We start from the raw sequence: 26,323 nt of genomic DNA, 5'->3' as shown, positions 1-26,323 counted from the left end.
ATCAATACCCGATGTTTTAGGTTTTGTTGAAATAAGAATATATGCGCAAGGTGTTAGTGTTATTAAGTCTCTCATAACGAACTTCATCTACAGATGAGCGCGCAAGAAAAATTCCTAGTCCACCGGGCTCGCGATCTTTCAGTGGCTTATTGGTCGGAGAGTCTATGATCGCTTGAGCCGGGTCAAAATATCTTCCGTAATCTACAATAGTTACTTCGAAATATTCCGAGGATCCCTTACATGTAATATCTATTGTCCCTATGGAAGAAGCTATGTTGTATGCATAGGAGATTATATTGACGAGGAACTCTTCACAAGCGAGTTCTAACTTCATCAAACGATCCTCTCTTAGCACAGTTTTTTTCCCAGATCTTTTGATGAAGTCCAACATGTTGTGTAGTTCTCCTATAACAGCAGGGAATGTTTGATGGACTTCAGATAAGGTCATAGTACATTTGGTTCGCAATTTGTTGAGAAATAGTTTTCAACAGTGTTCTTCGCGCACTTTTTTGGGCTTCACCATGCATACCGTATTGCCCCAAAGAAAAGTGTTGCACGTCCTCTATTCCAACGTCCGGCTCGAAATCAAAAGTAACATCATCGGAAGAAACTTTCTTCGCAAAAACGACTTCTCTGGAAGAGAGCTTTCTTAGCAATACATTTACAATCAAAGAAAGACGTCCCTCGTCGGATACTAGAAAATGTTTTTGAACTACCTCTTCTTGTTTATTTGGGGCATAAGAGAAACCTACATTACGGTCAACTTCCTTTATAACGTCTATTTCCAAAACATATTCGGCGAGTTCTTCGGGGCTAATGCAGAAGTTTCTGCTAACTAAAGCATTAGTAATGGCGGAAAGAAATTCTCCTCCGATATCATTTCGAATAGGACTTACGTATATAGGAGCTTGTCCCCAAGGATTCTTTTTAAGAATTGTGTGGGGCTGAACGAAGGTGTACCCGGTGCAAGAGGAGAGTAGCCAAGGTAGCAAAAAGATAAAGTATCTCATACAAACAAAAAACTAAGCTTTTCGAGACAACCTTGCTATACGACTATCGCACTTGGATACCCATGAGGTGTTTGGATAGAGAGAGACCGCGGTTTGATAGTAAATCTTTGCTGCTGAGGGTTTTTTCTTTTTCTCGTAAAATTTCCCCGTGCTGTAAAGGCCCTTAGCGTGACATTCCTCAATTTTACGAATGTTTTCATTTAAGACTTTGATGGCTGGGTGGTTGGGATGTTTCTTTAGAAATTTATCCAAGTTTGCTTTAGACAGGGTGAGATAGGTCGTATTATGTGGTTCTGGAAGACTTTTTATGACGTATATTTCAGATATTGCTACATAGGCCTTTATAGATAACTCGTGTGAAGAGAATTGCTTGGTTAATTTTTGAAACACTTTTAACGCTTCATCAAACTCTTTTCGAACGCGATGTAGTTCACCTTTGTAGTATAGAGCAACAGCTCCTAGATTCTCAAAGGGATGGGCCGAGAGAACCTCATTATAAATGTCAAAAGCATCTTGATCTGCGTTTTCAAGCTTTGGAAAGCCCTCTAAAGAGAAGAGATGTTTCCTTTTTCCCAGAGCAAAATTTGCCGCTATCTGGAGTTTCATCTCAAACAACTCTTGAGAATAGGAGGCTTCGGGTAAAGTCAAGTACTTGCTTAATAACTTGTTAGCCAGATCAAATTGATCTCGTTTCAAATGGCATTTTCCCGCCAATAATGTGGACTCAGGAAGTAATTCGTGACCTGGAAAATGGTTAATGATAATTAGAAAACAGGTAAGCGCTTTATGGTATTGTCCTTTGGCTAAGAATTGCTTGCCTTCTTCCATATACCGTTCTGGGGAATACTTTGGAGAAAATCGTTTAGTAGATAGTTTTCCGCCCATAAATGGTTCAAAAACAATGGGTTTACCTTCTAGAAAAGAACAATAAAACAAAGAAGAAAAAAATAGCAGGACGACAGCACGACTCATAATTCAAAACTCATAAAACCTAATAGGCGATCATAGAAAAGTAAAAGTGAATTTGTCAAATCCCTTGTGATTATTTTGTTTAAGAACTTTTGTTTTTTTTATTTGATAAAAGAATTTTTTGTTTATTAAAATAATAATTAAAGGTGTTTTATGAAAAAAATAGTTGGTTCTGCTTTTATCTCTATTTCGCTTCTTTTTTTGGGGATTTTTTTATGGGATAACTCTGTAAGAGCGAGGACCATAATGACTGCTTCTGCTCGTTATGGAAGAGAAGTCTTTAATAAAGGAACTCGAGTAGCCAAGCGATTGGTAGGCAGTGAGCAAATTTTTATCATAGAAAGATCTTATTCTCCAGAACAAGTGATAGAGAACTTTAAGAACAGGAATCAAGACCTCTATTTAGAACAGTGTTTCTTCCCTTACCTACTTCTTAAAGCAAGATACCAAAGAGAAAACCCTTCTAGAAATGGGGATTACGAAATTTTGGAAGGCGCCTTATTGTGGAGCTTGGTTAACGGAGAAGTAGTTATGGATACTGAAACATGGAATTGTTCTCAGGGCTTCAGAGAATGTTTGATTTCTAAAGCAGATAAACATGATATGCTTATTATGCAAACGCTGATAGCTTTAGGAGGATCCGCTAACAAAGAGTATCTTATAGAACGTTTATCCACGAGAAACTTCCATGTGGCCAAGTCCATCAAGAATTGTCATCGGAAAAAATTAATCTTCGTCCAAGGCGATAGAGTCGGCATCCCTTTCAGAAAATTTCAGCCGCTTAACAACTGCATGATGACTATGAATCGCTCGTTAGTATCTCTTATTAAGCCTAAAGGAGCCATCATGATTTCTGAAAGGCACAGTGAGGATGACGTGCGATCTTTAGCTTCAAAAGTGTTTGGAAAAAATTTCTATGTAATAGATATGCAAAAAGTCTTCGTCCCCGCTTACAAGATCACTACCAAGGGAATAGACGGGTCTCAGCGTATAGAATATATTAACGCCATCAATGGCAAGAGGTTGGAGGCGTAATTATTCTTTGGTTACTGTCACTGGCAACCCTAAACTTTCTAGCTCTCGGGATAGACTTTCAAGATCTTCTGAGACATAAAAATTCTCATCGGGAGAAATTGTTCCTACCGGAACATCTTCTTTCGTAAACACTAACTTTAAAGGAACATCTCCAGAATGATTTTGAATCAAATCTTTCAAAGTCACTATGTGACTGTGTCTTATCTGGCGTAAGTCCATGTTAAAAATTGTCGTGCGCTTCTTCATGCTAGGAGTGGGTTTCTTTTCTGTTGTATTGGAAGCTTGAGAAGCCATATATGCGACTTTCTGCATCTGAATTTTTACTTTTTCAAAAAACTCGTCACACTCAGCTATAACGCTCTCATTAACCGTAGAGAGATCTGCCATCCACTTGCAATGCAAGCGTAATGATTCGCCTCCTCGTCTGTCAATGGTTAAAATAGCATAGATGAGGCGGTCTTCTTCTAGCAAAGACTGCTTTTCTTCGTAAAGCTCGGGCCATACAGGTAATTCTATAGAATCTTCTCCATCACTAACTCTGAGAACAGCAAACCGTTTTTGTCCCTTTGAGGATATTTTCGTTACTACTTTGTCTATAATGAAAGTCGTTCTTACCGTAGCCGCATGGGGAAGGTTTTCAAATTCACTAAAAGGAACCCCAGAAAGTCTAGGAATAAGGTGTTTGATGGCATCTAAAGGATGCTCTGTGAGGTATATACCTAGAAGTTCTTTCTCTTTTTTCAGTAGCTCTCGTTTACTTCTAGAAGCAAACGAGAGATCTTTTTGTATGGTTGACGGAGGACCTTTCTGCATGGTTTCTAGGGAAAAGAAGGTCATAACCCCAGACGCAGCTTCCTTCTTCTCCTTAGCGACAGATTCATAAATAGCTTCTACTAAAGCCAGAGCTTTGTCCCTATCAGGCTCTGAAAAATCAAAGCAACCAGAGTCTGTAAGGCATTCTATAGTCTTTTTAGAAACCTTTTTTAAGTCTGATCGAGATATAAAGTCGTAGATATCTTTGTAGGGGCCTTGTCTTTGTCGTTCTTCTAAGATGCTCTCTACAACGCCTTTGCCTACGCCTTTAATTCCTGTAAGAGCAAATCGAATGCCTTGATCAGTGGCAACAAAATCTATATCAGACTCATTAATGTCGGGAGGTAAGACGGCGATTTCCATAGTCTTAACTTCCCGAATTAATTTACCAACTTTTTCGATGTCGTCCCGGTCAGAAGTTAGCAGTGCAGCCATCCATTCTTTAGGGTAATTAGCCTTCAAAAAAGCTGTTGTATATGTGATAAGACCATAAGCGGCTGCGTGAGATTTATTGAATCCATACGAGGCAAATTTTTCCATCTTATCAAAGATGGTTGTTGCTAATTGAGGGTCAATGCCTTTGCTGCAGGCTCTTTCACAAAAACGAGTTCGCTCTTGAACCATTTGCTCCGCATCTTTTTTCCCCATGGCGCGACGTAAAACATCACCCTCTCCCAGGGAGTAATTTGCCAGAGAGCCAGCTATTTGCATCACTTGTTCCTGGTATACCATGATGCCAAAGGTTTCTTTGAGGATAGGCTCCATTAGAGGATGGTCGTATTCAATGACTTCCTTCCCAAATTTCCTATTAATGAAAGAAGGAATCATGTCCATGGGACCAGGACGGTATAATGCGCCTATAGCAATAATCTCCTCAAAAGTGTCAGGTCTTAAGTTTTTAGCTAGCTCTTGCATTCCCTTAGATTCCATTTGGAATATTCCAAGAGTTTTGCCTTGATGTAGGAGGGCGAAAGTTTTCTGGTCATTGAGAGGAAGAGTGCTGATGCTGAGCTGAATGCCTGTTTTTTTATAGATGGAGTTTATTGCTAACTGAATACTAGTTAGAGTTTTTAATCCTAAAAAATCAACTTTTAGCATGCCCACGCTTTCAACAGGCTTCATAGAGTACTGCGTGGTAATCATGGAGGAGTCTTTAGATATGCATATAGGGATTTTCTCTATAAGTTTTTCTCCGCAAATAATTACCCCAGCAGCATGTACTCCAGTATTCCGAATAGAACCTTCGAGCTTGAGAGCCATATCTATGATTTGAGTAGCATCAGGATCATGCGTGTACAGGTGATTTAAATCGGGATCTATTTCTAGAGCTTTTTCTAACGTCGTATTTAGATCAGGAATATGCTTGGCTATCGTATTTACCTTGGATAAGGGAATGTCTAATGTACGCCCTACGTCTTTAATAGCCATTTTGGCTTTCATTGTGCCAAAGGTAATGATTTGTGCGACGTTTTCTCTGCCGTGTCTTTCTAAGGTGTAATTAATAACATTTTCTCGCCCAGACATACATATGTCAATGTCTATATCAGGATAGGAGATCCTTTCCGGATTAATAAATCTTTCGAAGAACAAGTCAAAGCGGATAGGTTCAATTTCTGTAATGCCCATCAAGAAAAGCATGACAGATCCGGCTCCGGACCCTCTTCCTGGGCCTACAGGAATGCCGTTGGCTTTTGCCCAATGAATAATGTCCCAGACAATAAGAAGATAGTCACACATTCCTTTTGGAATGATTACAGACATTTCACTTTCGAGTCGTTCTTTAACTACGCTCATGGGATCTTTGTCTGGAAATTTTTTGGCTATATATTCCAAAGCTTCGGGAGAATACTTTGTTTTTAATCCTTCTTCACAAAGTTTCCTGAGAAATTTGGCTGAAGCATCGTACCGCTCTTGTTCTGTATAGGATTTATTTTTGAGCTCCTCAGGGACGTATATCGGGTAATGTTTATTATCAAAATCTAACTTAAGGTTACACTTTTCTGCGACAAGTGCTGTGTTGGAAATAGCTTCGGGAATGTCAGAAAATATAGTAGCCATTTCTTCTGGAGATTTGAAATAGTACTCCCTAGAGGAGTAAAATTTTCTCTTGGGATTAGAAATATAGGTGTTCTGTTTGGCTGTCCGAATAGTTTCCCCGCTCTGGATATTTAGAAGAATTTCGTGAGCCAGCCAGTCTTCGGGGTTGATGTAGTGAATGTCATTAGTAGCTACTACAGGAATGGCGAGTTTTTTGCTAGCAGCTATCAGGGCCTTGTTGACTTGTTTTTGTTGTAAAACAAAATTTCTATGTTCCTGTCTTAACCATTCTTCATCAATTTTTGCCAAAGAATCATCTGACATTTCATGAAGTTGCAATTCCAGGTAAAAATCTTCTTTGAAAAGATCTTTGAACCACAGAATTTCTGCTTCTAGAGAATCTGGGGCGAGAAGTGCGGCTTGAGGAATGGAGCCGCTTAAACATGCAGACAAACAAATGAGTCCTTCATGATGTTCTTGTAACAGCTCTTTATCTATCCTAGGGAAATAATAGAAACCCTCGGTAAAAGCTAATGAGGACAGCTTGCAAAGGTTACGGTAGCCTGTATCATTTTTGCATAGCAAAATCAAATGATGAGCTACTCGACGGTGTTTCTCTTTCTTTTTTTCAAATCTGGAGTTTGGAGCTATGTATAGCTCTGCTCCAACAATAGGCTTAATGCCTCGTTTTACACATTCCTTATAGAAGGGTACGGCTCCATACAAGTTCCCATGATCAGTCAGGGCCAGAGCAGGAATTTTAAACTCCGCAGCCTTCCCAACAAGACTGCTGATGGAGCTTGTAGAGTCCAGTATAGAGTATTGGGAGTGACAATGCAAAGGGATCCAGTTCAAAACAACTCCCAATTGAGAAAGGTTTTAGGTTTTATCATCCTGTTTAGGAGAAGCATTCCACGTCGGTAAAAACAGAGCAAGGGAAATTGTTCCACAAGCTAACAGGGCAATGAAAAATCCTTGCCAGCCAAAGTCCTGAGCTACTTTGCCCAAAGGATATCCAGCAAAAGCCGCACCGAAATATGCAAACCAACCAGCAAATCCGCTAGCAGTTCCAGCGGCTTTTTTATGAGATAGCTCTGCTGCCGCCAGGCCTATCATCATTTGTGGCCCAAAAAGGAAAAAGCCAATAATAAAGAGTAGAGCTCCATCGATCCAAAGGACATTTAGATCTCGGTAGAACCACATTCCTGCTATGGATAAGACTAAGCCCAAAGAAAATAGGACGTTCATTGGTCCGCGCTTTCCTTGGGAAATTTTATCAGATAGCCAGCCGGCTATCAGCATGCCGAAAAGTCCTCCAACTTCAAAAAGGGATACGCAAAAATTGGCTTTCACAGGAGCGTACCGTTTAGTTTCTATCAGAAATAAGGCGCTCCAGTCATTAACGGCCATGCGTACAACGTACACAAAGAACGAAGCCAATGCTAGCAACCAAATCCATTTATTCGATAACACATAAGTAAATAAAATTTGTTTTGTCGATAGCTCTACTTCTTCCTCATTTACAGTGGATTCTTGATTGCTTGGAAGAGGATCATTCCGATGTTTTTCTATGGAAGGAAGGCCTAGAGATTGTGGGGTGTCTCGTAGTCGGTTGATTAGGATTAATCCCATTCCAATACAGAGTACTCCAGGGATGTACATGGCTCCTCTCCAGCCGCAGTAATTAACAGCCGCTCCCGTTAAAATGGGGATCAACGCTCCGCCAATATTGTGAGAGGTGCTCCAAATGCTCCACCAAGTTCCTCTCTCAGATTTTGAGTACCAGTGTGTTAGAAGTCTTGCGCAAGGAGGCCATCCCCACCCTTGAAACCAACCATTCAGTCCCCACCAGAGAGCGAAAAGAGCTATAGAGGAAGACATTCCAAAGAATATGTTAGTAAAACCTGTAGCAATTAAGCCAAAAGCCATGAAGTAACGAGGATTAGATTGGTCCGACATAACTCCGCTGACAAACTTACTGATGCCGTAGGAGATATAGAGGGTGCTGCCAATAATACCTAGCTGAGCCTTGTCGAATCCCAGATCTGACATCAAAGTAGGCATGGCAAAGGTGAAGCTTTTTCTTGTGAAGTAGTAGAAAATATATCCTACAAACATGCTATAGAAAATTCTAAGCCGCCAATATCTATACTTTTTTTTGACAATTTCTGGGTCGTCGATCTCTGCAATATGCTGCGGAGGTCGGAAGAAGCTAGGTAAGATTCTCATGGATTCTCCTTATCCTAAGATTTAATCCATATTTGGAAAGTATCAATCGAAGGTACTTGGTGTAGAAATCATTGGGAATAAAGACGCCTTCCCTCTCACACTAGCATAGGTGGGAGGAAAAAGACAAGAAAGGAAATAAGAGCCAAAGCTCTTTACTTTGGTTTGATGGGCTTTTAAAAAGTTTTTGTTTTAAATGAAAAGACGCGCGTTTCGGAGAGGTTTTGCTTTGTTTTTTTGAGTAGACGAGCGATTTTTAAAAGTTGATAAGAATATATTTTTTGTGAGAAAACTTCTTCCGATCTAGCCAAGAGAAGCGAAGATGAGAATTTTGCAGAAAAAGACAGGCGTGATTTTTTGTATAATTGCGCTGTTTGTTTTGTTTTCTGGAGGGATGTTTGCTGCAAAGGTGCTTCGTTCCCGGCCCGAGGTGATGGGGCGTTCGGATGTTTGTTTTAAGGGGCAAAAAAATTTTTTAGGACCGGAAATGCAGGAATCGGAAATAATTCAACCTCTTTTCTTGACCTCTTCTGACATGAGTCGGGTTTGATTTTGCGATTTAATCGATAGATAGGGTATCCTTTCCCATCTGGTAGAGGTGGATTAGAGGGAAAGTTATGGTGACCTCCCTTCCGAAAGGAGTTTTTGATATTCTCCCGAATGCTTTTGGTGGAGAGAATCTTTGGAAATCTTCGAGGATCTGGCGTTACGTGGAGTCTGTCGCTCGGGGACTTTGTGATCTTTATGGGTTCCGGGAAGTTCGTACGCCCGTCTTCGAGAAAACCGAGGTTTTTCATCGAGTAGGAGAACACACCGATATTGTTCGTAAGGAGACTTATACTTTTCTAGATAGGAAGGGGAGGTCCTTGACTTTGAGGCCAGAGGGGACTGCTGCAGTAGCTAGAGCTCTGGTAGAGCATCGGCTTTATGAAGGAGGCAAAGAGAACAAGTTGTTCTACTTAGCTCCAATGTTTCGTTACGAGAGACAGCAAGCTGGAAGATATCGCCAGCATCACCAATTCGGAGTAGAGGCCATCGGAGTTAGGCATCCTTTCAAGGATGCTGAAGTGGTGTCCTTGCTTTGGGATTTCTTTTCTTCTCTGGGATTAAAAAAAGTCTGTCTTAGGGTGAATTACTTGACAGCAGGAGTTGTTAGAGAAGCATATTTTCGTGAGTTAAAAGATTTTTTTTCTCAACGCTATGATCAGCTGTCCCCAATTAGTAGAGAGCGTTTTTCTACCAATCCAATGAGGATCCTAGATTCCAAAGAGCCCGAGGATAGAGCTCTTTTAAAAGATGTTCCATCTGGAATAGAGTTTTTAAAGGAAGAAGATAGAAGATACCTGGAAATCGTTTGTTCCGCACTAGAAGGAAAAGGCATAGAATGTATCTTAGATCCTTTGTTGGTGCGGGGGCTGGACTATTATACAGGGTTCGTTTTTGAGGCTTTCATCGATGGGATTGGAGGGCAAAACTCTATTGGTGGTGGCGGTCGTTACGATAATTTGATAGCCGAATCTGGTGGGCCGGATATTCCGGCTTTTGGTTTTGGAATAGGATTGGAAAGGGTTATTCGAACTCTTGTGCAGCAGCAGGTAGCTCTTCCCGGAGAAGGTGTTGTCTGCCGCTTTTTGCCCATAGGGGAGGAGGCTGAGAAATTCTGCTTTTTGTGGGCAGATGCCCTGAGAAGAGAGTGCATTCCAGCTGAAGTGGATTATTCAAGAAAAAGTGTCAAAAACATGTTAAAAAGTGCTTCCGTCGAACAGATTCCTTTTGTTTGTGTTGTAGGAGATGACGAGCTAAGACATGGAACTTTTGTTTTGCGAAGTATGAGAGATCGAAAAGAAGAAAGCGGTTCTCAAAAGGATATTAAGGAAAAATTGCTTTATGAAGTACAGAACGCACAATTGTAATGAATTGTCTTTGGTGCAAGAAGGTCAAACAGTAAAACTTTCTGGATGGGTCCATCGATGCCGGGATCATGGGGGTATCCTATTCGTTGATCTTCGAGATAAATTTGGTATCACGCAGATTGTTTGTGGTTCAGAAAGTTCGCCAGAACTTCATAAAGTGATGGATTCTTTACGTTCGGAATGGGTCATTGCTGTAGAAGGAAAGGTCAGGAGACGCCTAGAGGGAATGTCAAACCCTAACTTGTCTACGGGAGAAATAGAAGTTGAAGTTCAAGGTTTGGAAGTATTGTCGAAATCAGAAGTTCCGCCTTTTTCTATCTGTGATGAGCATGTGAATGTAAATGAAGAGTTGCGTTTACAGTATCGTTATCTGGATATGCGCCGGGGTGATATTTTGTCGAAGTTGTCCTTGAGGCATCAGTTGATGATGGCTTGTAGAAAGTACATGGATGAGAGGGGGTTCACTGAAGTGGTAACGCCAGTCCTTTGTAAATCTACCCCAGAAGGAGCTAGAGATTACGTGGTGCCTTCCAGAGTGCATCCAGGAAGCTTTTATGCGCTGCCTCAATCTCCTCAGTTGTTTAAGCAACTACTGATGATTGGAGGATTGGACAAGTATTTTCAAATAGCAACATGCTTCCGTGATGAGGATCTTCGAGCCGATCGTCAACCAGAGTTTTCCCAAATTGATATGGAAATGAGTTTTGCTACTCAAGAGGATCTTTTTTCTCTCGTAGAGGGGCTTGTAAAAGAACTTTTTTCAGCTGGGGGGGTGGAGATTCAGGGTGTTTTACCGAGAATGACTTATCAACAGGCGATCGACGAATATGGAACAGACAAACCAGATCTTAGATTTGGTATGAAATTGAAAGACTGTCGATCTCATGCTAGTCAGTTTACTTTCTCTATTTTTTTGGATCAGTTGGCTTCTGGAGGCACTGTTAAAGGATTTAGGGTTGAAGGAGGGGCTGATATTTCCAGAAAACAAATAGATGGTTATACAGAATTTGTCAAAAGATATGGTAGCCAGGGGCTCGTTTGGATCAGGAAAATTAATGGAGAAATTTCTTCTAATGTTCTCAAATTTGCCACAACGGAAGTTTTAGAAACATTGTTGGCTTTTCTAGAAGTTAAGGAAGGAGATGCAGCTTTTTTGATAGCCTCTTCAGAAAAAGTGGTGAATCAATCTTTGGATCATTTGCGAAGGCTGATTGCTAAGGAAAGGGGGCTTTGCGATCCCAGCCAGTACGCCTTTGTTTGGGTGACCGACTTTCCCTTATTCGCCGAAGAGGATGGGAGAATAGTTTCCGAGCATCATCCTTTCACCTCTCCTCATGAAGAAGATGTTGAATGGCTAGAGACAGATCCATTGCGAGTTCGCTCTTCAGGCTATGATTTGGTGTTAAATGGGTATGAGATAGCTTCTGGGTCACAAAGAATTCATTGTTCAGATTTACAACAACGAGTTTTTCGTGTACTAAACCTGTCTTTGGAGGATATAGAGAGCAAGTTTGGATTTTTTACAGAAGCTCTTCGCTTTGGAACTCCTCCGCATCTGGGGATCGCTTTAGGATTGGATAGAATTGTAATGATTTTAGGTAAAGCAGAAGGTATAAGAGAGGTTATAGCCTTTCCTAAGACGCAGAAAGCTACGGATCTAATGATGCAAGCGCCTTCAGAAATTGGGTTGGAACAATTAAAAGAGTTACATATTCGAGTTAACCCCTCTTAAACAAGAATGAGAGGGCGGCTTGGTTGTTTATGAAATAACCTGTACCACGAGAGGTGTTATGAAAAAGCTGTGGGGTTTAGTTATTGCTGGACTGTTAGTTTTAGTGACTAGCTGTTCTTCTAAATCTTCAATTCGCACATTAGTGCGTAATTTAGGATCAGAAGGTAAGGATACTGTTGTAGAGAAAACAGTTTCTCAGGGCAAAGAGCAAGTAGAAGAAAGCAAGAAGCTATCTAGAACTTTTGGTCATTTATTGGCTAGGCAGTTGTCAAAATCAGAGGACATAACGTTTGATCTTATTGAAGTTGCTAAGGGGATGCAAGATGAAATGTCCAATAAAGAGGCCCCATTGTCTCAGACAGAATATGAGGAAAGGATGACGATTTTACAAAAAGAAGTATTTGAAAGAAAAAGTTCTGAAAATTTACTGGCTGCAGAAAAGTTTCTCAAAGATAATGCAAAAAATACAAATGTAATCGAAGTACAAGAGAATCTTTTACAGTATAAAATTATAGAACAGGGTTCGGGAGAGGTTCTTAAAGGGACGCCTACAGCCTTATTACATTATCAGGGGAAATTTGTAGACGGGAAAATTTTTAGTAGTTCCTATGACTTGAAAGAACCCATTCTTTTACCACTTCATCAGACTATAAAAGGTTTTGCTCTTGGAATGCAGGGGATGAGAGAAGGTGAAAAAAGAGAGTTATATATTCACCCTAGCCTGGCCTACGGAACAACTGGCAGCCTGCCTCCAAATTCTTTATTAATTTTTGAGATAGAATTAATTAAGGTAAATGGGGAAGAAGTTGCTGCAATCCAGGATGAGAAGGCAGAAACGCCAGCATCCTAGTATGAAAATAGTGTTATTTCGTCCCGATATTCCTCAAAATACAGGGAATATCGGGAGGACTTGCGTTGCTTTGGGAGCATCTTTGGTTCTGGTCCGTCCTTTGGGCTTTTCGTTGTCAGATAAGATGATAAAGAGATCTGGGATGGATTATTGGGATCGTTTGGATCTTTCCGTGGTAGACTCATTGGAAGAAGCTATTAGTGATGTTCCTTCGGATCAAATTTTTCTTTTGTCTACGCAAGGAGAGAAGTACTACGCTCGGGCTTCATTGCCACTTTCAGGGGCCTACATTTTTGGGTCAGAATCACAGGGTGTAACTAGAGAGGTGCACGAGAAATTCCGGGGTCGTCGTTTGTTGGTACCTATGTTGGATGGAACTAGGTCGCTAAATTTGGCGACGACCGTAGGAGTAGTCATGTATGAAGTCGTGCGCCAAAATTATGATCTCTGGGGGAGAGCATCCTAAAAGAAGGTTACTGGTGCTTCTCTATCAACTTGATCAGGTATGCTTTATCCTTTAGTCCAACCACCCTCTCTACTTCTTTTCCATCTTTAAACAAAATAAGCGTGGGGATGGAGGAGATTCCTAAGGAGCCGGCAATTTTTGAGCTTTCATCGATATTCACTTTCCCTATGGAAACTCCGGGAATTTCTTTGGCAATTTCTTCGATAATGGGTGTTAGCATTCGACAAGGGCCGCACCATTCAGCAAAGAAATCTACTAAAACTAAATTAGACGCGACAAAAGCGTCAAAAGAATCGTCGGAGACAACCTTAACCATAAAAATACCTTATAGGATGTTTGTAATTTTTGAAGCCTCGAATTAGGAAGGCTGCTTGCAACCAAGAAGACTTGAACTTCCACGAGCTATAGCTCACTAGAACCTGAATCTAGCGCGTCTACCGATTCCGCCATGGTTGCGATTTTCGGCGAATTGTAGACTTAAGATTAAAAAAAGACAATGGCGAAACGAGCTCCCTTGGAAAGAAGAAATCCGCCTTTCTGATTAACATAATTCATCCAATATGATAGAATCACCCGCTGAAAATAATCTTGGCGTAGTCCTTAGTTTCGAGTATTAATTTAAGGGTTCAGTTCTCTTTGGGAAGCCTCTGGGATTGAGAAGGCGGTTTCCTTTTGGGTCGGTCTGCAAGGATAGATATGAAAGTTTCTGGAAGCGTAAAAAAAAAATTACTGCAATTCTTAAAAGAGCAAAAACGGCCAGAGTTATTAACGGCCTATCTCTTCTATCTGGAAAAAGAGTTATCCTTGGATCCCGTGGTGTTTGTCAAGGACAAGGTGATTTTTAAAACGCCCGAAGATGCCGTTAGAATCTTGGAAGAAGAAAAAAAACTTTGGAGAGAGACGGAGATCCATATAGGGGTTGGAAAGCCTTCTGTTAACGAAGAAACAAAGCGAATTTATATTTGTCCGTTCACAGGGAAGGTCTTCGCGGACAATGTGTACCGAAATCCTTTAGATGCCATTTATGATTGGTTGGCAAAATGTCCCGAGAACACAGAAAGACAGGGAGGGGTCCGAGTAAAGAGATTTTTTGTTTCTGACGATCCAAAGGTTATAGCCAACTATATTCAACCGCCTAAAGCTCCTAAGACTAAGGTTGTTTTTGCCTCCGTTATCACCGGAAAGTTATTTAACAGTTTGCCGGATTTAATACAGGACTTCAAAAAGTCTTACTTGCGTCGTATGATGCTCGTGGAGGTGCAGAATCAGAATAAGTTCCAGTTAGAAGGAAACTTTCTTTCCCTGCTACAAGGGTACTTAGAAGAAGAAAAAATTGCAGAATTTGTTGAGGTGTTAGCGGAAGACGCTGCTTTCCACGAGTATATCAAGGAATGGGTAGATACCGACGAATAGAAAGCTGTTCTAGAGAAGAAACTCTTTTGATCGGTAAGGATTTGGGAGAGGAGCTTCCTCTGGGTTGTTTGGTACTGTTATCAGGCAGCTATGGAGTAGGAAAAACAGAGTTCGTTAGAGGGATTGTTCGAGGGTGTCTAGGAGAGCAGTCAAGTGAAGAAGTGGCTAGTCCCTCCTTCTCGGGGCTTTTTGTTTATGAAAACAATAAGCGTAGAGTGCTGCACTATGATTTGTATCGGTTTTCTAGTTTCTTTACTGCATCGGTCTTTGAGGACGCAGAAGAATCGGATATTCTTTGCGTGGAATGGTCGGAGAATATGGGCGAATACATAGCAACTTTTAGAGAAATTGTAAAAGTGCATATTGTGTCTACTGGGGATAACACAAGGGATATTTCTATAGCATTTTTTGACAGAGCGCAGTGATGCTGTAGAGAAGGGTAAAAATTAGCATGGGACTATTGAAGGATACCGTTTTTGTTTGTCTTGACTGTGAAATGACAGGTTTAGATGTAAAAAAAGACCGTATCATAGAAATTGCTGCAGTGCGATTCACGTTCAAAGAAATTTTAGATTCTTTTGAGACTCTCGTAAATCCAGAGCGCCCTGTTTCTGTAGAGTCTCAACGTATACACCATATATCGGACGCTATGTTAGAAGGGCAGCCGACTATTTCGGAAGTGTTGCCTAAACTAAACTCTTTTTTTAAAGATGGAGATTATATTGTAGGGCATAGCGTAGGGTTTGATTTGGATGTCTTAACCCAAGAGGCTAAGCGAGTGGAGCAACAATTTTTTTCCAAGTATTGTGTGGTAGATACTCTGCGATTAGCTAAAGAATATGGAGATAGCCCTAATAATTCTTTAGAATCTTTGGCAATGCATTTCAATGTTCCTTACAGCGGGAATCATCGAGCTATGAAGGATGTAGAAATCAATATTGCGATATTCAAGTACCTTTGTAAAAGATTCCGAACTGTTGAGCAAATTAAAGAAATATTGGCGAATCCTATAAAAATGAAGTACATGCCTTTAGGCAAGCATAAGGGAAGGTGTTTTTCAGAAATTCCTTTAACCTATCTGCAATGGGCGGCTAAGATGGATTTTGATACAGATTTGTTGTACTCGATACGCAGCGAGATCAAGCAGCGACAGAAAAAGATAGGCTTTTCTCAAGTTATTAATCCTTTTTCTGATCTTTAATTGCGAAATCAAGATTCCCTTGATTTTCTTTGTGGGCAATATTAGTATCCACCTTGTATTTCCTTTACCCTTCGTGTCGTCGTGCTTAAGAAGAAACCAGTATCGTTTAGTCGAATCGATAGTCACATATATAAAATATTTCCCAATGATTTAAATGCTAATAACACCGTTTTTGGTGGACTGCTGATGAGCATATTGGATCGCTTAGCTCTTGTTGTAGCAGAAAGGCATACTGAGCGTATTTGTGTGACAGCTTTTGTTGATGCTCTCAGGTTTTGTGCTCCTGCATTTATGGGGGAGACTTTGATATGTAAAGCTTCGGTTAACAGGACGTGGAGAACTTCCTTGGAAGTAGGGGTAAAAGTGTGGGCAGAAAACAGCTTTCGTCAGGAAAGAAGACATATTACTTCCGCGTATTTTACCTTTGTTGCAGTTGATCGAGAGAATAGACCTACAGAAGTTCATGCCGTAGTCCCTGAAACAGAAGAAGAGAAGCGAAGATACGAGGAAGCTGATGTAAGAAGAAAAAGTCGATTAAACTCTGACAAATGAACATGTTAAGTGTTTTTTGGCTTTTCCTGTCTCTTTTTTCGGCAATGATTTCTCAGCCGGACATAGCTCCCTGTCTTTCTCTAGTAGGGGGGGTATCAAGTTTCGGGCTTTTTTGGTATTCGATAAGAACTTGCGGAACAAAGAAACGAGGGATAATAGCGTTCTTTTGGATGGCAGTGGTCTCTGCTGTCCACTTTTCGTGGATGACATCAGTGTCTCTCTTGGGATGGGCGATATATTTTCCTTGGATAGCCTTAGCGATGCTTTCTGGTTTGGTGTTTTCTGTGTTTTCTTTAGGATTATTTTGGACCAAAAAATATCGATCTTTTCTGTCGACTACTTTTATTTTTTCTTTTCTTTGGGTGTTTTGGGAGGCTGCTAGGCATTACTACATTCTTTCTGGCATTTCTTTGGATTATGTGGGATGGGCCTTGACTGGGGCGCCATATTTTGCTCAGTTCTCCTCTTTTTTTGGATGGGCAGGACTTAGTGTTGTCGTTATGTCTGCAAATATTGCACTTTTTTATTTTTTAGAAAGGCGGCGGTTGCAAGATTTTGTTTCACTTTTTTTTCTAGTGTTTCTGCCTTGTTGCTTAGGAGGGGGGCTCAGAGAGATTGTAAAACATCGGGAGGGAGCCTCGGTATCAAAAAGTTTAAGGGTTGCTTTATTGCAGACTGCAGAGCCTCCATTTACTTCTATTCCTTCACGCGTGTTATCCGTTTGGGAAAAACTATTTAAATTGTGCTCTAGAATAGATTCCAAGGTAGATTTAATTGTTATGCCAGAAGTTTCAGTTCCTTTTGGCGTGCATAGAAGGATCTATCCAGCTGAAGAGTATAAAGCGCTTCAGGAAATGTGGTTAGAAGGTAGAGGAAGTTTTTATGAAGAACCCTTCTTATCGAATAAAGAGATAGCTTCGGACCTGTCAAATAGATTCAACTGTGATTTGTTATTAGGGCTTGAGCGGTATACAGATTCAGAACGGCGTTTTTATAATTCAGCTTTTATGTTTTCCCCTGGAGCGGTTCTCTCTGGCAGCTATGACAAACGAATACTGGTCCCCGGAGGAGAGTATATTCCTGGGGGTGCTTTTGGTGAGAGATTTTTTCGACTGTTTTGCCCGGAGTGTATCTTGCCTTATGTTCGAGAACCCGGGACCAAATCTGGAGTGTTTATTTCTAAAGATGGGATTCCGTTGGCTGTAACTATTTGTTACGAAGAAACTTTTGGATTTTTGGTAAGGGAATACAAGAAAGCTGGAGCAAGACTACTAATAAATATATCAAATGACGGATGGTATCCGGGATCACGACTGCCGAAAGTACATTTTCTTCACGGAGTTTTAAGAAATTTAGAATGTGGGTTGCCCTGTGTTAGAGCTTGTCATACGGGAGTAACTGCTGTTGTAGATGCGTTAGGAAGAGTGATAGCAAAACTTCCAGAGGACAATTGTACCAGAAAAGTTTTGCCTGGAGTTCTAATTGCAGAAGTTCCATTGTTCGAGTACTGTACTCCATACTCGATTTATGGAGATTGGCCCATAAAAATCGCTTCTTGGATTGCAGTGATAATTTTTTTATGGTGGTGTTTTCAACCTCGGAAGCGCGAATAAAATTTTATAGAAAAGAGAATTATGGCTTGAGAAAGCTTTAGAAAGAGGTGTTGAGAGCATGTCGGTTGTAAAAAAAACTGAAGAATAATATACATTGGCTGTTTATCAGGTTTTTTCATGTCGGAACGAGCGCAGAAAACGTTGAAGAAAGAGGTTCGATTCTCCGGGGTGGGGGTCCACTCGGGGAAGGTGGCAGAAATCTTTTTGCTGCCGGCCGAAGAGAATACGGGAATTGTTTTTCAACGATATAGTTCAGAGAAAGGGCGGTACGTTAACGTTCCAGCAAATCTAGATCATGTATCTAGCACCGGTCGGAGCACCTCGCTACAAAAAGAGGGGGTGTCTGTTATAACTGTAGAGCACCTTTTAGCCGCTTTGAAGGCTTGTGAGGTTGATAATGTCGTCGTTAGGGTTTCTGAGGAAGAAATTCCCATAGGAGACGGCAGTTCAGAGACCTTTGTTAGACTCATTCAAGAGGCCGGTGTTCGTGCTCAAGAAGATAGTGTCTCTTTTCGAGAGTTGTCTCGTCCGGTTTTCTATCAGTCGGGGGACATATTTTTGGCAGCTTTTCCTGCTGATGAATTCAAGATTAGTTACACCCTGCATTACCCTCACTGTCGAATGATAGGAACACAGTATCGTTCTTTGGTGATTACGGAGGAGGTTTTTAGGAAAGAAATAGCTCCTTGCAGAACCTTCGCTTTGTATAATGAACTTTGTTTTTTAATGGAAAAAGGACTTATTCGAGGCGGCTCTTTAGAGAACGCGGTAATTTTCAAAGATGATGGAATTATCTGTGGGGGAAATTTAAGGTTTACGGATGAACCGGTAAGGCATAAAATGTTGGACCTAATAGGAGATCTTTCATTGGTTGGGCAGCCGTTCCTTGCGCATATTGTGGCCGTGGGATCGGGGCACTCTTCAAATATAGCGTTAGCTAAGGAATTGGTCTCGGTTCTACAATAGCGAGGAATTAGAAGGTTTATGAGTGATAAAGGGCTCTCTGTACGAGATATATTGGACTTACTGCCCCATAGGTTTCCGTTTCTTTTAGTGGACCGTGTGGTGTCGTACAATTTTGAAGAAAAGACTATCACGGCGCAAAAAAATGTTTCGTTTAATGAACAATTTTTTGTTGGGCATTTCCCAGAAGCACCTATTATGCCGGGGGTATTGATTATAGAAGCCCTTGCTCAAGCTGCGGGGTTGTTGTTGGGAATGTTGTTGACAAAAGAGGAAAGAGAGAAAAAAGTTTCTTTATTTTTAGGTATTAAAGAAGCTAAGTTTCGACAAGCGGTGAAGCCTGGAGATATCTTGACCCTCCAAGCTAATTTTTCAGTTCTTTCTGCTAAAGGAGGGAAGGCTGAGGCTAAGGCTTTTGTTGACTCTGGGTTGGCTGCAGAAGCTAGCATTAGTTTCGCCCTTGTGGATAAAGCATCAATTTAATTGCGGAGATTTATGACGAACATTCATCCAACAGCGATAGTGGAGCCAGGGGCGCAGATAGGTGAGGATGTTGTTATCGAGCCATTCGCAGTAATCAAAGCTACCGTAGTGCTAGAGGATCGCGTTGTTGTTAAGGCGCATGCTTACATAGATGGTTATACTACCATAGGAGAGGGTACGACTGTTTGGCCCTCAGCCATGATAGGTAATAAACCTCAGGATCTGAAATATCGAGGAGAGAAGACTTTCGTCGTTATTGGAAAGAATTGTGAGATTCGAGAGTTTGCTATCATAACTTCATCAACTTTTGAAGGTACTAAGGTCTCCATAGGAGACAATTGTTTGCTCATGCCTGGGGTGCATATTGCTCATAATTGTTCTATCGGGAACCACGTAATTATTAGTAATTATACTCAATTGGCGGGACATGTTCAGGTGGGGGACTATGCTGTTATTGGTGGAATGGTCGGGGTACATCAGTTTGTGCGTATAGGAGCTTACTCTATGATTGGGGGCTTGAGTGGAGTTAGGAGGGATGTTCCCCCCTATACTATAGGTATGGGAGATCCTCTCGTTTTAGGGGGGATTAATAAGGTTGGATTACAAAGGCGTAAGTTGCCTTTTTCTGTAAGATCTGCTCTAATTAGAGCCTTTAAAATCGTTTATTCTTCCGACTACTCGTTTAAGGATGCTTTAGATATAGCTGAGCAGGAGCTGGGAGTTATCCCAGAAGTTGCTCATTTCCTAGAATTTTGCCGAGAGGATAGTAAAAGGGGGATAGAACGGAACACAAAAAAGGTGTTTTTCATGGAGCAGAATACAGAAAGAGAGGAAGTGCTTGTCGAATCTTAAAGCTGTTTTTTTTGGTACGCCTGTTTTCGCGCGAACAGTGCTGGCCGGTTTGTTAGAAAAAGGAGTTTCTATTTTGTCTGTTGTCACTCGAACAGACAAGCCAGGGAAAAGGTCTAGTCAGACAATACCCTCTCCTGTTAAGGAGCTTGCTTTGGAAAGGGGTATTCCCGTTTTGCAGCCGGAAAAAGCTTCAGACCCGGCCTTTATCGAAGAGTTGCGTAGCGTCGGTGCGGATATATTTTTGGTCGTTGCGTATGGGGCGATTCTTAGACAAGTGGTTTTAGATATTCCTAAGTTCGGTTGTTACAATTTGCATGCGGGTTTGCTGCCTGCATATAGGGGTGCGGCTCCCATTCAGCGCTGTATAATGGATGGGGTGACAGAAAGTGGGAATACCGTCATTCGCATGGACGCTGGCATGGATACCGGTGATATAGCGCTGAAGACTTTGGTTCCAGTTCTTCCAGATATGACTGCAGGAGAGTTAGCTGAGGAGCTTTCTCTTGGAGGAGCGGATGCTTTGGTTCATGTCATGCATGCGATTGAGGATGGAACGTTGATCCTAGAAAAACAGGATAACGCGTTGGCTTCTATAGCTCCAAAATTAGAGAAGTCAGAAGGTAGGTTGTGTTGGGATGATTCCGTCGATAAGGTGTATAACAGTTTTCGTGGGGTAACCCCCTCTCCTGGTGCTTGGATGACTGTTTCGATTCGTGGAGGAGAGCCTAAAAGGTTGTCTATTCTCGAAGCTCGCCCTGTTCAAGGAAGTTTTCAAGGGCAGCCGGGGGATCTTTTGCGGGTTTCGAAAAAAGACTTGATGGTGCTTTGTCGTGATGGAGCTTTATCTTTGAAAAAGGTGAAGTTAGAGGGCAAGGGAGCGTTGAGTACAGAGAATTTTTTAAATGGAATAGCAGAGAACGAGGTCGCTGCAAGCTCTCAATGAATTAAGGCTTTGTGATTTCAGTTTGTTGTGATATAATGCTCGGTCTTAACAACTTAAGTTTTAGCCGGGGGTGTATATGGCGAGTGGCGTGAGGTTATTCTCTATGGCGCAGCATGGATGTAGATTTGCTGTTCCTGCAATGAAAAAAGGTTCTCAGAAGGCGCTTCTGAGCAGGGTTTTTTGCGATCCGGGGAACCCTGTGAGTGCCTACGTTAATAAAACAGCAGGAGTAGATAAAGCTTTAAAAGCTTCCATAGCGGCGGCAGAACTTACTAAAGGTGTTATTTTGCAGCAGGGGGGAAGCGAAGCGTCTTTGGCTACAGCCTCTAATGTTCTCGGTATATTGAAAGATGCGCGAACTGTTGTAGGGTTAACCAATGCTCTCAATGGTTGTATTCCTGGGGCGGTGGCTTCTGTCAAGAGTTGCTATCAAAACTTTAGATATGCCTTTGCAGGGGAGTCCCAGGGTGTCGTTGACGAAAGAAATGAAGGCAAGGCATACAATAAGCAATACTTGACGAGAGGAGAGTACCTTGCTGCAGCTGTGAAGTCTGGTTGCGATGCTGTTGGGGCGGGTACCTTTGCTATTACGTTTGGTACTTTAAGGCCTACGCTGCTTGCAGACAGGTTAACTCACGGGGGATTGATTTGTCGACAAACTAAAGCTGGTGTAACGGCCGCTTGTGACTACTTAATGGTGGCTAACCATGCAGCAGGAGTCGTTGGAGGTTCTATTGGGCTTGGGTTAGAAAATAGACAGTTCAGTAGAGCGATGGCTTCGTTAGAGCTTCACGCTAATTCATTTGCTGAAAGGGTTGTTTCCTTGGATGAGAAGGAGCTCTTGCAGCAGGATGTAGAAGCGTTAAAGGCTGCGCACCATAAAGCTATAAAGAAAGGAATTTGTGGTGTTATAGAGAAATCGTTGGAGCTCTTCCTGGATGCCTTGAAACTTATAGCTTTTCCAATTACTCAGCCAATTACTCTTATCGTTCGAGGCGCCGTTGGATTGGCTATCGGAGGTCTTGGAATGTACAAAGTCTGGTCTTCTGATCAATAGGCTGTTCAAGATTCTTTTTAAAACTCAAAAAGCCCGCAAAAACTGCGGGCTTTTTTATTGTAAAATCTTTTTCATTTTGTTTCCGTAAACTATAGAAGAGGTATTTTATTAAGAACCTCTTTTTCTGTTGTAAAAATCTTCTCCCTCTGTTAACCTCTCCTTTTTATTTTCTTAGGGGAAAGGTTCCTTTTCTTTTTAGGGAAATTCTTTGACAACTATTTTTCGAATTCACGAGATGGCGACTGTGTTTTTAAAGTCGTGTGTGTGTAGGGTATTTTATGCAAGCGCAGCTTAGTTTGATGGGAAGGAAAAGAGGGATGATACACGTCTTCGATGAGGAGGGGGTTTTAGTTCCTTGTTCCGTAATCAGTTTAGAAGATAACATTGTTTCTCAAATTAAAACTGTAGAGGTTGACGGCTACTCAGCGGTGCAGTTGGCGTTTGGAGAGATTGTTGTTTCGGATCCGCGCACGGCTCTTCGCCGGGTTGGCAAGCCTCTTTCTGGGCATATGGCTAAGTTTGGAGATAAGCTTTTTAAACATTTTAGGGAAGTTCGTGTTTCTGAGGATTTTCTGGGGGAGTTTTCTCTTGGGCAATCTTTGGGGATAGAGTGTTTTGAGAGTGTTTCTTCTGTGGATGTCAGCGGAGTTTCTAAGGGAAAGGGGTTCCAGGGGGTTATGAAAAAGTATGGCTTTCGTGGGGGGCCTGCTAGCCATGGTTCTGGGTTTCATCGGCACGCGGGGTCTACTGGGATGCGTTCTACTCCGGGGCGTTGTTTTCCTGGGAGTCCTAGGCCTAGTCACATGGGGGCAAATAATGTCACTATAAAGAATTTAAGGGTTGTCAAAGTAGATGTGAGTCGAAAGGTTCTTTTGGTGTGCGGGGCTGTTCCTGGGGGAAGAGGCGGTCTGGTTGTTGTTAGGCGTTCAAAGGTTTCTGGGAAAGAGTAGGGCGTTTGGTTCTCGAGGGGTGTTTTTATGGTGATGTTGTCGAAATATAATTTCTCTGGAGAAAAGGTTGGAGAGGTAGAGCTGAGCGACCTCTTCTTTTCTGAGAAGGGGGTTAACCGTCAGGTTATAAAAGATTATTTGGTGGCTTTGCGGGCAAATAAGCGGCAGTGGTCTGCCTGTACAAAGGGGCGATCAGAGGTGAGTCACTCCACTAAGAAGCCTTTCAAGCAAAAAGGAACTGGGAATGCGCGGCAGGGTTGTTTGGCTGCTCCTCAGTTTCGTGGTGGTGGGGTTGTTTTTGGTCCCAAGCCAAAGTTTGATCAGCATATCCGCATAAACAAGAAAGAGCGTCGTTCGGCTCTGAGATATTTGTTGGGGCAAAAAATTCAGGCTGGAGCGTTCTTTGTTGTGGAGGATGGAGTCTTTTCTTCTTTAGCGAGTCCGAAGACTAAGATGGTTGTAGGCTTTTTAAGGGGATGTCAGATTGAAGAGCGAGGGGTTCTTTTTGTTGATTCCAAGAAGCACGCGCAAACAAATGAAAGTTTCAGAAAAAGTGTTCGAAATTTAGTGGCTTGTAAGGGTTTTGCTTACAACGAAAATCTAAATGGGTATGATGTAGTGTCTTCCAGGGGGATTGTGATCTCTGAAAGCGCGTTTCATGAGTCTGTAGAGCGGTTGCTCCAGGGCGTTTCCGAAGAGTAGAGGGGAGGCTAAGAAAAGGTGTCTAGTCCTTATGATGTGATTAAAGGGTTCTATGTAACAGAGAAAGCAAAGGTCTTAGAAGGCCTAAGCTTTGGTGATGGGTCTGGAAGAAAGTCTGGAAGTTATTGTGCTAATCCGAAGTTTGTGTTTTTGGTGGCAAAGGATGCGACAAAGCCTAGCATTGCTAAAGCGTTAGAGCAGATTTATATAGAGAAGAAGGCTAAAGTGTTAAAGGTGAATACGATTTGCGTTAAGCCTAAGGCTAAGAGGGTGTTTCGTAGTCGAAAGAAGGGAAAATCTGCTGGTTTTAAAAAAGCTGTAGTTACCTTTCAGGCTGGTTTTTCTGTTGCTTAGTGGGTAAAGAGGTGTAAAGGATGTTTAAAAAGTTTAAGCCAGTCACTCCAGGGTCTAGGCAGTTGGTTCTTCCTCGGTTTGATGAATTAACTAAGGTTGGAGATTTAGAAGAATCTGCGTCTAAGAAAAGTTTAAGGCCTCAAAAGAAGTTGTCGGTTTTCATTAAAAAGAGTGGTGGAAGAGATAACTTGGGTCGCATTACTTGTCGACACAGAGGTGGAGGGCATAAGCGTCTCTATCGGATAATAGACTTTAAAAGAAATAAGGATGGGGTGCCAGCTAAGGTTGCTTCTGTAGAATATGATCCTAATAGATCTGCTTACATAGCGCTTTTACAGTATGTTGATGGGGAGAAGCGGTATATCATTGCTGCTAAGGGAATGCAGCGTGGGGATGAAGTTTTGTCTGGAGAAGACAGCCCTTATAAAGTGGGTTGCTGCATGTCCTTGAAAAAAATTCCTTTAGGTTCATCTGTTCATAACATTGAAATGCGTCCAGGGGGCGGAGGCAAGTTAGTTCGTTCTGCAGGGTTGTCTGCGCAGGTTTTGGCAAAAAGTAATGGCTATGTGACTTTGAAAATGCCCTCAGGGGAGTTCCGAATGCTTCATGAGGGGTGTCGGGCCACTTTGGGAGAGGTTTCCAATGCTGATCATAATTTAAGGAATGATGGAAAGGCGGGAAGGCGTCGCTGGCAAGGGGTGCGGCCTACGGTTCGAGGAACGGCCATGAACCCGGTTGATCATCCTCACGGAGGGGGTGAAGGGCGACATAATGGCTACATTCCGCGTACTCCTTGGGGTAAGGTGACTAAAGGATTAAAAACTCGAGCCAAGCGTAAGAGCAATAAGTGGATTGTAAAAGACCGTAGGAAATAGGAAGTATGGCTAGATCGTTAAGAAAAGGACCCTTTGTTGATCATCATTTGTTGAAAAAGGTTCGTGATATGAATCAAAGCGAGAAAAAGTTGCCTATTAAAACTTGGTCTCGTCGCTCCATGATTATACCAGAGATGGTGGGGCATACTTTTGAAGTGCATAACGGAAAAAAGTTTCTCTCTGTTTTTGTTTCTGAAACTATGGTGGGTCATAAGTTGGGGGAGTTTGCTCCAACGAGAATGTTTAAGAGCCACCCGGTTAAGAAGGGATAGAGTAGGAGTGTGGAGCTAGAAGGAGAATGTGTATGTTTAAGGCTACGGCTCGTTATATTAGAGTGCAGCCCAGAAAGGCTAGGCTTGTTGCCGGGATGATACGGAATTTGAGTGTTGCTGAAGCGGCTGTGCAGCTTAGCTTTGTGCAAGCGAAGTCTGGGAGGCTTTTCAAGAAAGTCCTAGACAGTGCGGTGGCTAACGCTGAGCTTCATGACGATGTTAAGAGGGAAAGATTGAGTGTTTTGGAGGTTCGAGTTGATGCTGGGCCTGCGTATAAACGAATAAAGTCAAAAAGTCGTGGTGGAAGGTCTCCTGTTTTAAAGAGAACCAGCCATTTAACTGTTGTTGTCGGAGAGAACTAGGAGTTAGGTATTTATGGGTCAGAAGGGATGTCCTATAGGATTTCGCACTGGGGTTAACAAAAGTTGGCGTTCTCTTTGGTTCGGAAACAAGAAGGAGTTTGGAGAATTTCTTGTTGAAGATGTTCGTATCCGAGAGTTTTTGAAAAAGAAACCTTCTTGTCAGGGAGCTGCGGGGTTTACGATTCGCAGAATGAGTGAAAAGATAGAGGTTACAATTCATACTTCGCGTCCAGGTTTGGTCATAGGTAAGAAAGGCACTGAGGTAGATCTTCTAAAAGAAGAGCTTAGGAAGTTGACGGGTAGAGAAGTTTGGGTTGAGATAGCTGAGGTTAAGCGTCCAGAATTAAATGCTAAGATTGTGGCTGATGGAATTGCCAAGCAGATTGAAAGACGAGTGGCTTTTCGTCGAGCGATGAAGAAGGCTATGCAATCGGTTATGGATGCGGGAGCTTTAGGCGTAAAGATCCAGGTTTCGGGGAGATTGGCGGGAGCAGAGATTGCTCGTTCAGAGTGGTACAAGGAAGGAAAGGTGCCTTTGCACACTCTAAGGGCTGATATAGATTACGCCATATCGACTGCTGAGACTACCTATGGGATTATAGGGATTAAAGTTTGGATAAATCTTGGAGAGAAAACTTCAGCGACTGCCCCCGTTGCAGCCGCATAAGAAGCTATAGTGT

29 protein-coding genes and 1 tRNA gene are annotated in these 26,323 nt (G+C 42.0%); 23 read left to right on the top strand and 7 right to left on the bottom strand.

The window, feature by feature from the left end; genetic code table 11:
- Positions 1 to 16 precede the first annotated feature (16 nt).
- From KJA58_RS03885 to KJA58_RS03875, 3 genes are read right to left on the bottom strand one after another with little or no spacing between them, the layout of a single operon-like run.
- Positions 17 to 448 carry an ATP-binding protein gene (locus tag KJA58_RS03885; RefSeq protein ID WP_213358132.1) on the bottom strand — a complete coding sequence of 144 codons (432 nt, stop codon included), beginning with the start codon at positions 446 to 448 and terminating at the stop codon, positions 17 to 19.
- Positions 435 to 1,010 carry an LPS assembly lipoprotein LptE gene (locus KJA58_RS03880; protein WP_213358131.1) on the bottom strand — a complete coding sequence of 192 codons (576 nt, stop codon included), beginning with the start codon at positions 1,008 to 1,010 and terminating at the stop codon, positions 435 to 437. The genes KJA58_RS03885 and KJA58_RS03880 overlap by 14 nt, the downstream gene beginning before the upstream one ends.
- Positions 1,011 to 1,022: 12 nt before the next feature.
- Positions 1,023 to 1,982 (bottom strand): tetratricopeptide repeat protein, encoded by a 960-nt coding sequence (locus tag KJA58_RS03875; protein WP_213358130.1) that lies wholly within the window; start codon positions 1,980 to 1,982, stop codon positions 1,023 to 1,025.
- A gap of 243 nt (positions 1,983 to 2,225) precedes the next feature.
- Here KJA58_RS03875 and KJA58_RS03870 point away from each other — a divergent pair, with 243 nt between their 5' ends.
- On the top strand, positions 2,226 to 3,014 hold the full coding sequence (locus KJA58_RS03870; RefSeq protein ID WP_213358129.1) for a hypothetical protein: 789 nt from the start codon (positions 2,226 to 2,228) through the stop codon (positions 3,012 to 3,014).
- On the opposite strand, the gene dnaE is transcribed toward KJA58_RS03870, so the two are convergent.
- Positions 3,015 to 6,719 (bottom strand): DNA polymerase III subunit alpha, encoded by a 3,705-nt coding sequence (gene dnaE, locus KJA58_RS03865; protein WP_213358128.1) that lies wholly within the window; start codon positions 6,717 to 6,719, stop codon positions 3,015 to 3,017.
- 24 nt (positions 6,720 to 6,743) lie between these two features.
- The gene (uhpC, locus tag KJA58_RS03860) at positions 6,744 to 8,093 is read right to left on the bottom strand and encodes an MFS transporter (protein WP_213358127.1); all 1,350 of its coding nucleotides are present in this window, start codon (positions 8,091 to 8,093) and stop codon (positions 6,744 to 6,746) included.
- Positions 8,094 to 8,412: 319 nt separating this feature from the next.
- Here uhpC and KJA58_RS03855 point away from each other — a divergent pair, with 319 nt between their 5' ends.
- The 5 genes from KJA58_RS03855 (at position 8,413) to KJA58_RS03835 (ending at position 13,051) form a co-directional block, all read left to right on the top strand.
- Entirely contained in the window at positions 8,413 to 8,640 is a 228-nt protein-coding gene (locus KJA58_RS03855) for a hypothetical protein (RefSeq protein WP_213358126.1), read from the top strand.
- A 67-nt stretch (positions 8,641 to 8,707) separates the two neighbouring features.
- Entirely contained in the window at positions 8,708 to 10,003 is a 1,296-nt protein-coding gene (hisS, locus tag KJA58_RS03850) for a histidine--tRNA ligase (RefSeq protein ID WP_213358125.1), read from the top strand.
- Positions 9,978 to 11,735 (top strand): aspartate--tRNA ligase, encoded by a 1,758-nt coding sequence (gene aspS, locus KJA58_RS03845; protein WP_213358124.1) that lies wholly within the window; start codon positions 9,978 to 9,980, stop codon positions 11,733 to 11,735. Before hisS ends, aspS begins: the two co-directional genes overlap by 26 nt.
- A 58-nt stretch (positions 11,736 to 11,793) precedes the next feature.
- Positions 11,794 to 12,585, top strand: coding sequence for an FKBP-type peptidyl-prolyl cis-trans isomerase (locus tag KJA58_RS03840; RefSeq protein ID WP_213358123.1), 792 nt, complete (start codon positions 11,794 to 11,796; stop codon positions 12,583 to 12,585).
- 1 nt (position 12,586) lies between these two features.
- On the top strand, positions 12,587 to 13,051 hold the full coding sequence (locus tag KJA58_RS03835) for a tRNA (cytidine(34)-2'-O)-methyltransferase (protein ID WP_213358122.1): 465 nt from the start codon (positions 12,587 to 12,589) through the stop codon (positions 13,049 to 13,051).
- Positions 13,052 to 13,058: 7 nt separating this feature from the next.
- Here the strand turns inward: KJA58_RS03835 and trxA are convergent, their stop codons facing one another.
- Together trxA and KJA58_RS03825 are read right to left on the bottom strand one after the other, a co-directional pair.
- On the bottom strand, positions 13,059 to 13,367 hold the full coding sequence (gene trxA, locus KJA58_RS03830) for a thioredoxin (protein ID WP_213358121.1): 309 nt from the start codon (positions 13,365 to 13,367) through the stop codon (positions 13,059 to 13,061).
- 56 nt (positions 13,368 to 13,423) lie between these two features.
- Positions 13,424 to 13,507, bottom strand: a tRNA-Leu gene (locus tag KJA58_RS03825).
- Positions 13,508 to 13,747: 240 nt separating this feature from the next.
- Between KJA58_RS03825 and KJA58_RS03820 the strand changes: the two genes are divergently transcribed.
- From KJA58_RS03820 to rpsC, 17 genes are all read left to right on the top strand, one after another.
- A complete protein-coding gene (locus tag KJA58_RS03820; RefSeq protein ID WP_213358386.1) occupies positions 13,748 to 14,464 on the top strand; it encodes a DUF2709 domain-containing protein in 717 nt (238 codons plus the stop codon).
- On the top strand, positions 14,443 to 14,889 hold the full coding sequence (gene tsaE / locus KJA58_RS03815; RefSeq protein WP_213358120.1) for a tRNA (adenosine(37)-N6)-threonylcarbamoyltransferase complex ATPase subunit type 1 TsaE: 447 nt from the start codon (positions 14,443 to 14,445) through the stop codon (positions 14,887 to 14,889). Before KJA58_RS03820 ends, tsaE begins: the two co-directional genes overlap by 22 nt.
- Before the next feature lie 26 nt (positions 14,890 to 14,915).
- Positions 14,916 to 15,665 (top strand): putative quorum-sensing-regulated virulence factor, encoded by a 750-nt coding sequence (locus KJA58_RS03810; protein WP_213358119.1) that lies wholly within the window; start codon positions 14,916 to 14,918, stop codon positions 15,663 to 15,665.
- 81 nt (positions 15,666 to 15,746) lie between these two features.
- A complete protein-coding gene (locus tag KJA58_RS03805) occupies positions 15,747 to 16,217 on the top strand; it encodes an acyl-CoA thioesterase (protein WP_213358118.1) in 471 nt (156 codons plus the stop codon).
- Positions 16,218 to 16,219: 2 nt separating this feature from the next.
- Positions 16,220 to 17,830, top strand: a complete 1,611-nt coding sequence (lnt, locus tag KJA58_RS03800; protein ID WP_213358117.1) for an apolipoprotein N-acyltransferase — start codon at positions 16,220 to 16,222, stop codon at positions 17,828 to 17,830.
- Between the two features lie 117 nt (positions 17,831 to 17,947).
- Positions 17,948 to 18,796: a UDP-3-O-acyl-N-acetylglucosamine deacetylase gene (gene lpxC, locus KJA58_RS03795; protein ID WP_213358116.1), complete on the top strand. Its 849-nt coding sequence runs from the start codon at positions 17,948 to 17,950 to the stop codon at positions 18,794 to 18,796.
- A gap of 18 nt (positions 18,797 to 18,814) precedes the next feature.
- Positions 18,815 to 19,276, top strand: a complete 462-nt coding sequence (fabZ, locus tag KJA58_RS03790) for a 3-hydroxyacyl-ACP dehydratase FabZ (RefSeq protein WP_213358115.1) — start codon at positions 18,815 to 18,817, stop codon at positions 19,274 to 19,276.
- A 12-nt stretch (positions 19,277 to 19,288) separates the two neighbouring features.
- Complete coding sequence (lpxA, locus tag KJA58_RS03785) at positions 19,289 to 20,128, top strand: acyl-ACP--UDP-N-acetylglucosamine O-acyltransferase (protein WP_213358114.1); 840 nt, start codon at positions 19,289 to 19,291, stop codon at positions 20,126 to 20,128.
- Positions 20,115 to 21,071 carry a methionyl-tRNA formyltransferase gene (gene fmt, locus KJA58_RS03780; RefSeq protein WP_213358113.1) on the top strand — a complete coding sequence of 319 codons (957 nt, stop codon included), beginning with the start codon at positions 20,115 to 20,117 and terminating at the stop codon, positions 21,069 to 21,071. The genes lpxA and fmt overlap by 14 nt, the downstream gene beginning before the upstream one ends.
- Positions 21,072 to 21,147: 76 nt before the next feature.
- Positions 21,148 to 22,128, top strand: a complete 981-nt coding sequence (locus tag KJA58_RS03775; RefSeq protein ID WP_213358112.1) for a CT529 family inclusion membrane protein — start codon at positions 21,148 to 21,150, stop codon at positions 22,126 to 22,128.
- A 278-nt stretch (positions 22,129 to 22,406) separates the two neighbouring features.
- On the top strand, positions 22,407 to 23,078 hold the full coding sequence (rplC, locus tag KJA58_RS03770; RefSeq protein WP_213358111.1) for a 50S ribosomal protein L3: 672 nt from the start codon (positions 22,407 to 22,409) through the stop codon (positions 23,076 to 23,078).
- Positions 23,079 to 23,105: 27 nt separating this feature from the next.
- Positions 23,106 to 23,780 carry a 50S ribosomal protein L4 gene (gene rplD, locus KJA58_RS03765; RefSeq protein ID WP_213358110.1) on the top strand — a complete coding sequence of 225 codons (675 nt, stop codon included), beginning with the start codon at positions 23,106 to 23,108 and terminating at the stop codon, positions 23,778 to 23,780.
- A gap of 18 nt (positions 23,781 to 23,798) precedes the next feature.
- Positions 23,799 to 24,134, top strand: a complete 336-nt coding sequence (rplW, locus tag KJA58_RS03760) for a 50S ribosomal protein L23 (protein WP_213358109.1) — start codon at positions 23,799 to 23,801, stop codon at positions 24,132 to 24,134.
- 20 nt (positions 24,135 to 24,154) lie between these two features.
- On the top strand, positions 24,155 to 25,009 hold the full coding sequence (rplB, locus tag KJA58_RS03755; protein ID WP_213358108.1) for a 50S ribosomal protein L2: 855 nt from the start codon (positions 24,155 to 24,157) through the stop codon (positions 25,007 to 25,009).
- 5 nt (positions 25,010 to 25,014) lie between these two features.
- On the top strand, positions 25,015 to 25,281 hold the full coding sequence (gene rpsS / locus KJA58_RS03750; RefSeq protein WP_213358107.1) for a 30S ribosomal protein S19: 267 nt from the start codon (positions 25,015 to 25,017) through the stop codon (positions 25,279 to 25,281).
- Between the two features lie 32 nt (positions 25,282 to 25,313).
- The gene (gene rplV / locus KJA58_RS03745; protein WP_213358106.1) at positions 25,314 to 25,643 is read left to right on the top strand and encodes a 50S ribosomal protein L22; all 330 of its coding nucleotides are present in this window, start codon (positions 25,314 to 25,316) and stop codon (positions 25,641 to 25,643) included.
- A gap of 13 nt (positions 25,644 to 25,656) precedes the next feature.
- Entirely contained in the window at positions 25,657 to 26,310 is a 654-nt protein-coding gene (gene rpsC, locus KJA58_RS03740; RefSeq protein ID WP_213358105.1) for a 30S ribosomal protein S3, read from the top strand.
- The last annotated feature ends 13 nt before the right edge of the window (positions 26,311 to 26,323 follow it).

The organism is Chlamydiifrater phoenicopteri, from assembly GCF_902807005.1.
GTDB lineage: Bacteria > Chlamydiota > Chlamydiia > Chlamydiales > Chlamydiaceae > Chlamydiifrater > Chlamydiifrater phoenicopteri.
This window is presented reverse-complemented; position numbering and strand designations above follow the sequence as displayed.

Bases quoted from the DNA above. Each gene is read 5' to 3' on its own strand.
- KJA58_RS03885 (WP_213358132.1), bottom strand. From the start codon at position 448: ATGACCTTATCTGAAGTCCATCAAACATTCCCTGCTGTTATAGGAGAA.
- KJA58_RS03880 (WP_213358131.1), bottom strand. From the start codon at position 1,010: ATGAGATACTTTATCTTTTTGCTACCTTGGCTACTCTCCTCTTGCACC.
- KJA58_RS03875 (WP_213358130.1), bottom strand. From the start codon at position 1,982: ATGAGTCGTGCTGTCGTCCTGCTATTTTTTTCTTCTTTGTTTTATTGT.
- KJA58_RS03870 (WP_213358129.1), top strand. From the start codon at position 2,226: ATGACTGCTTCTGCTCGTTATGGAAGAGAAGTCTTTAATAAAGGAACT.
- uhpC (WP_213358127.1), bottom strand. From the start codon at position 8,093: ATGAGAATCTTACCTAGCTTCTTCCGACCTCCGCAGCATATTGCAGAG.
- KJA58_RS03855 (WP_213358126.1), top strand. From the start codon at position 8,413: ATGAGAATTTTGCAGAAAAAGACAGGCGTGATTTTTTGTATAATTGCG.
- hisS (WP_213358125.1), top strand. From the start codon at position 8,708: ATGGTGACCTCCCTTCCGAAAGGAGTTTTTGATATTCTCCCGAATGCT.
- aspS (WP_213358124.1), top strand. From the start codon at position 9,978: ATGAAGTACAGAACGCACAATTGTAATGAATTGTCTTTGGTGCAAGAA.
- KJA58_RS03840 (WP_213358123.1), top strand. From the start codon at position 11,794: ATGAAAAAGCTGTGGGGTTTAGTTATTGCTGGACTGTTAGTTTTAGTG.
- KJA58_RS03835 (WP_213358122.1), top strand. From the start codon at position 12,587: ATGAAAATAGTGTTATTTCGTCCCGATATTCCTCAAAATACAGGGAAT.
- trxA (WP_213358121.1), bottom strand. From the start codon at position 13,367: ATGGTTAAGGTTGTCTCCGACGATTCTTTTGACGCTTTTGTCGCGTCT.
- KJA58_RS03820 (WP_213358386.1), top strand. From the start codon at position 13,748: ATGAAAGTTTCTGGAAGCGTAAAAAAAAAATTACTGCAATTCTTAAAA.
- tsaE (WP_213358120.1), top strand. From the start codon at position 14,443: ATGGGTAGATACCGACGAATAGAAAGCTGTTCTAGAGAAGAAACTCTT.
- KJA58_RS03810 (WP_213358119.1), top strand. From the start codon at position 14,916: ATGGGACTATTGAAGGATACCGTTTTTGTTTGTCTTGACTGTGAAATG.
- lnt (WP_213358117.1), top strand. From the start codon at position 16,220: ATGTTAAGTGTTTTTTGGCTTTTCCTGTCTCTTTTTTCGGCAATGATT.
- lpxC (WP_213358116.1), top strand. From the start codon at position 17,948: ATGTCGGAACGAGCGCAGAAAACGTTGAAGAAAGAGGTTCGATTCTCC.
- fabZ (WP_213358115.1), top strand. From the start codon at position 18,815: ATGAGTGATAAAGGGCTCTCTGTACGAGATATATTGGACTTACTGCCC.
- lpxA (WP_213358114.1), top strand. From the start codon at position 19,289: ATGACGAACATTCATCCAACAGCGATAGTGGAGCCAGGGGCGCAGATA.
- KJA58_RS03775 (WP_213358112.1), top strand. From the start codon at position 21,148: ATGGCGAGTGGCGTGAGGTTATTCTCTATGGCGCAGCATGGATGTAGA.
- rplC (WP_213358111.1), top strand. From the start codon at position 22,407: ATGCAAGCGCAGCTTAGTTTGATGGGAAGGAAAAGAGGGATGATACAC.
- rplD (WP_213358110.1), top strand. From the start codon at position 23,106: ATGGTGATGTTGTCGAAATATAATTTCTCTGGAGAAAAGGTTGGAGAG.
- rplB (WP_213358108.1), top strand. From the start codon at position 24,155: ATGTTTAAAAAGTTTAAGCCAGTCACTCCAGGGTCTAGGCAGTTGGTT.
- rpsS (WP_213358107.1), top strand. From the start codon at position 25,015: ATGGCTAGATCGTTAAGAAAAGGACCCTTTGTTGATCATCATTTGTTG.
- rplV (WP_213358106.1), top strand. From the start codon at position 25,314: ATGTTTAAGGCTACGGCTCGTTATATTAGAGTGCAGCCCAGAAAGGCT.
- rpsC (WP_213358105.1), top strand. From the start codon at position 25,657: ATGGGTCAGAAGGGATGTCCTATAGGATTTCGCACTGGGGTTAACAAA.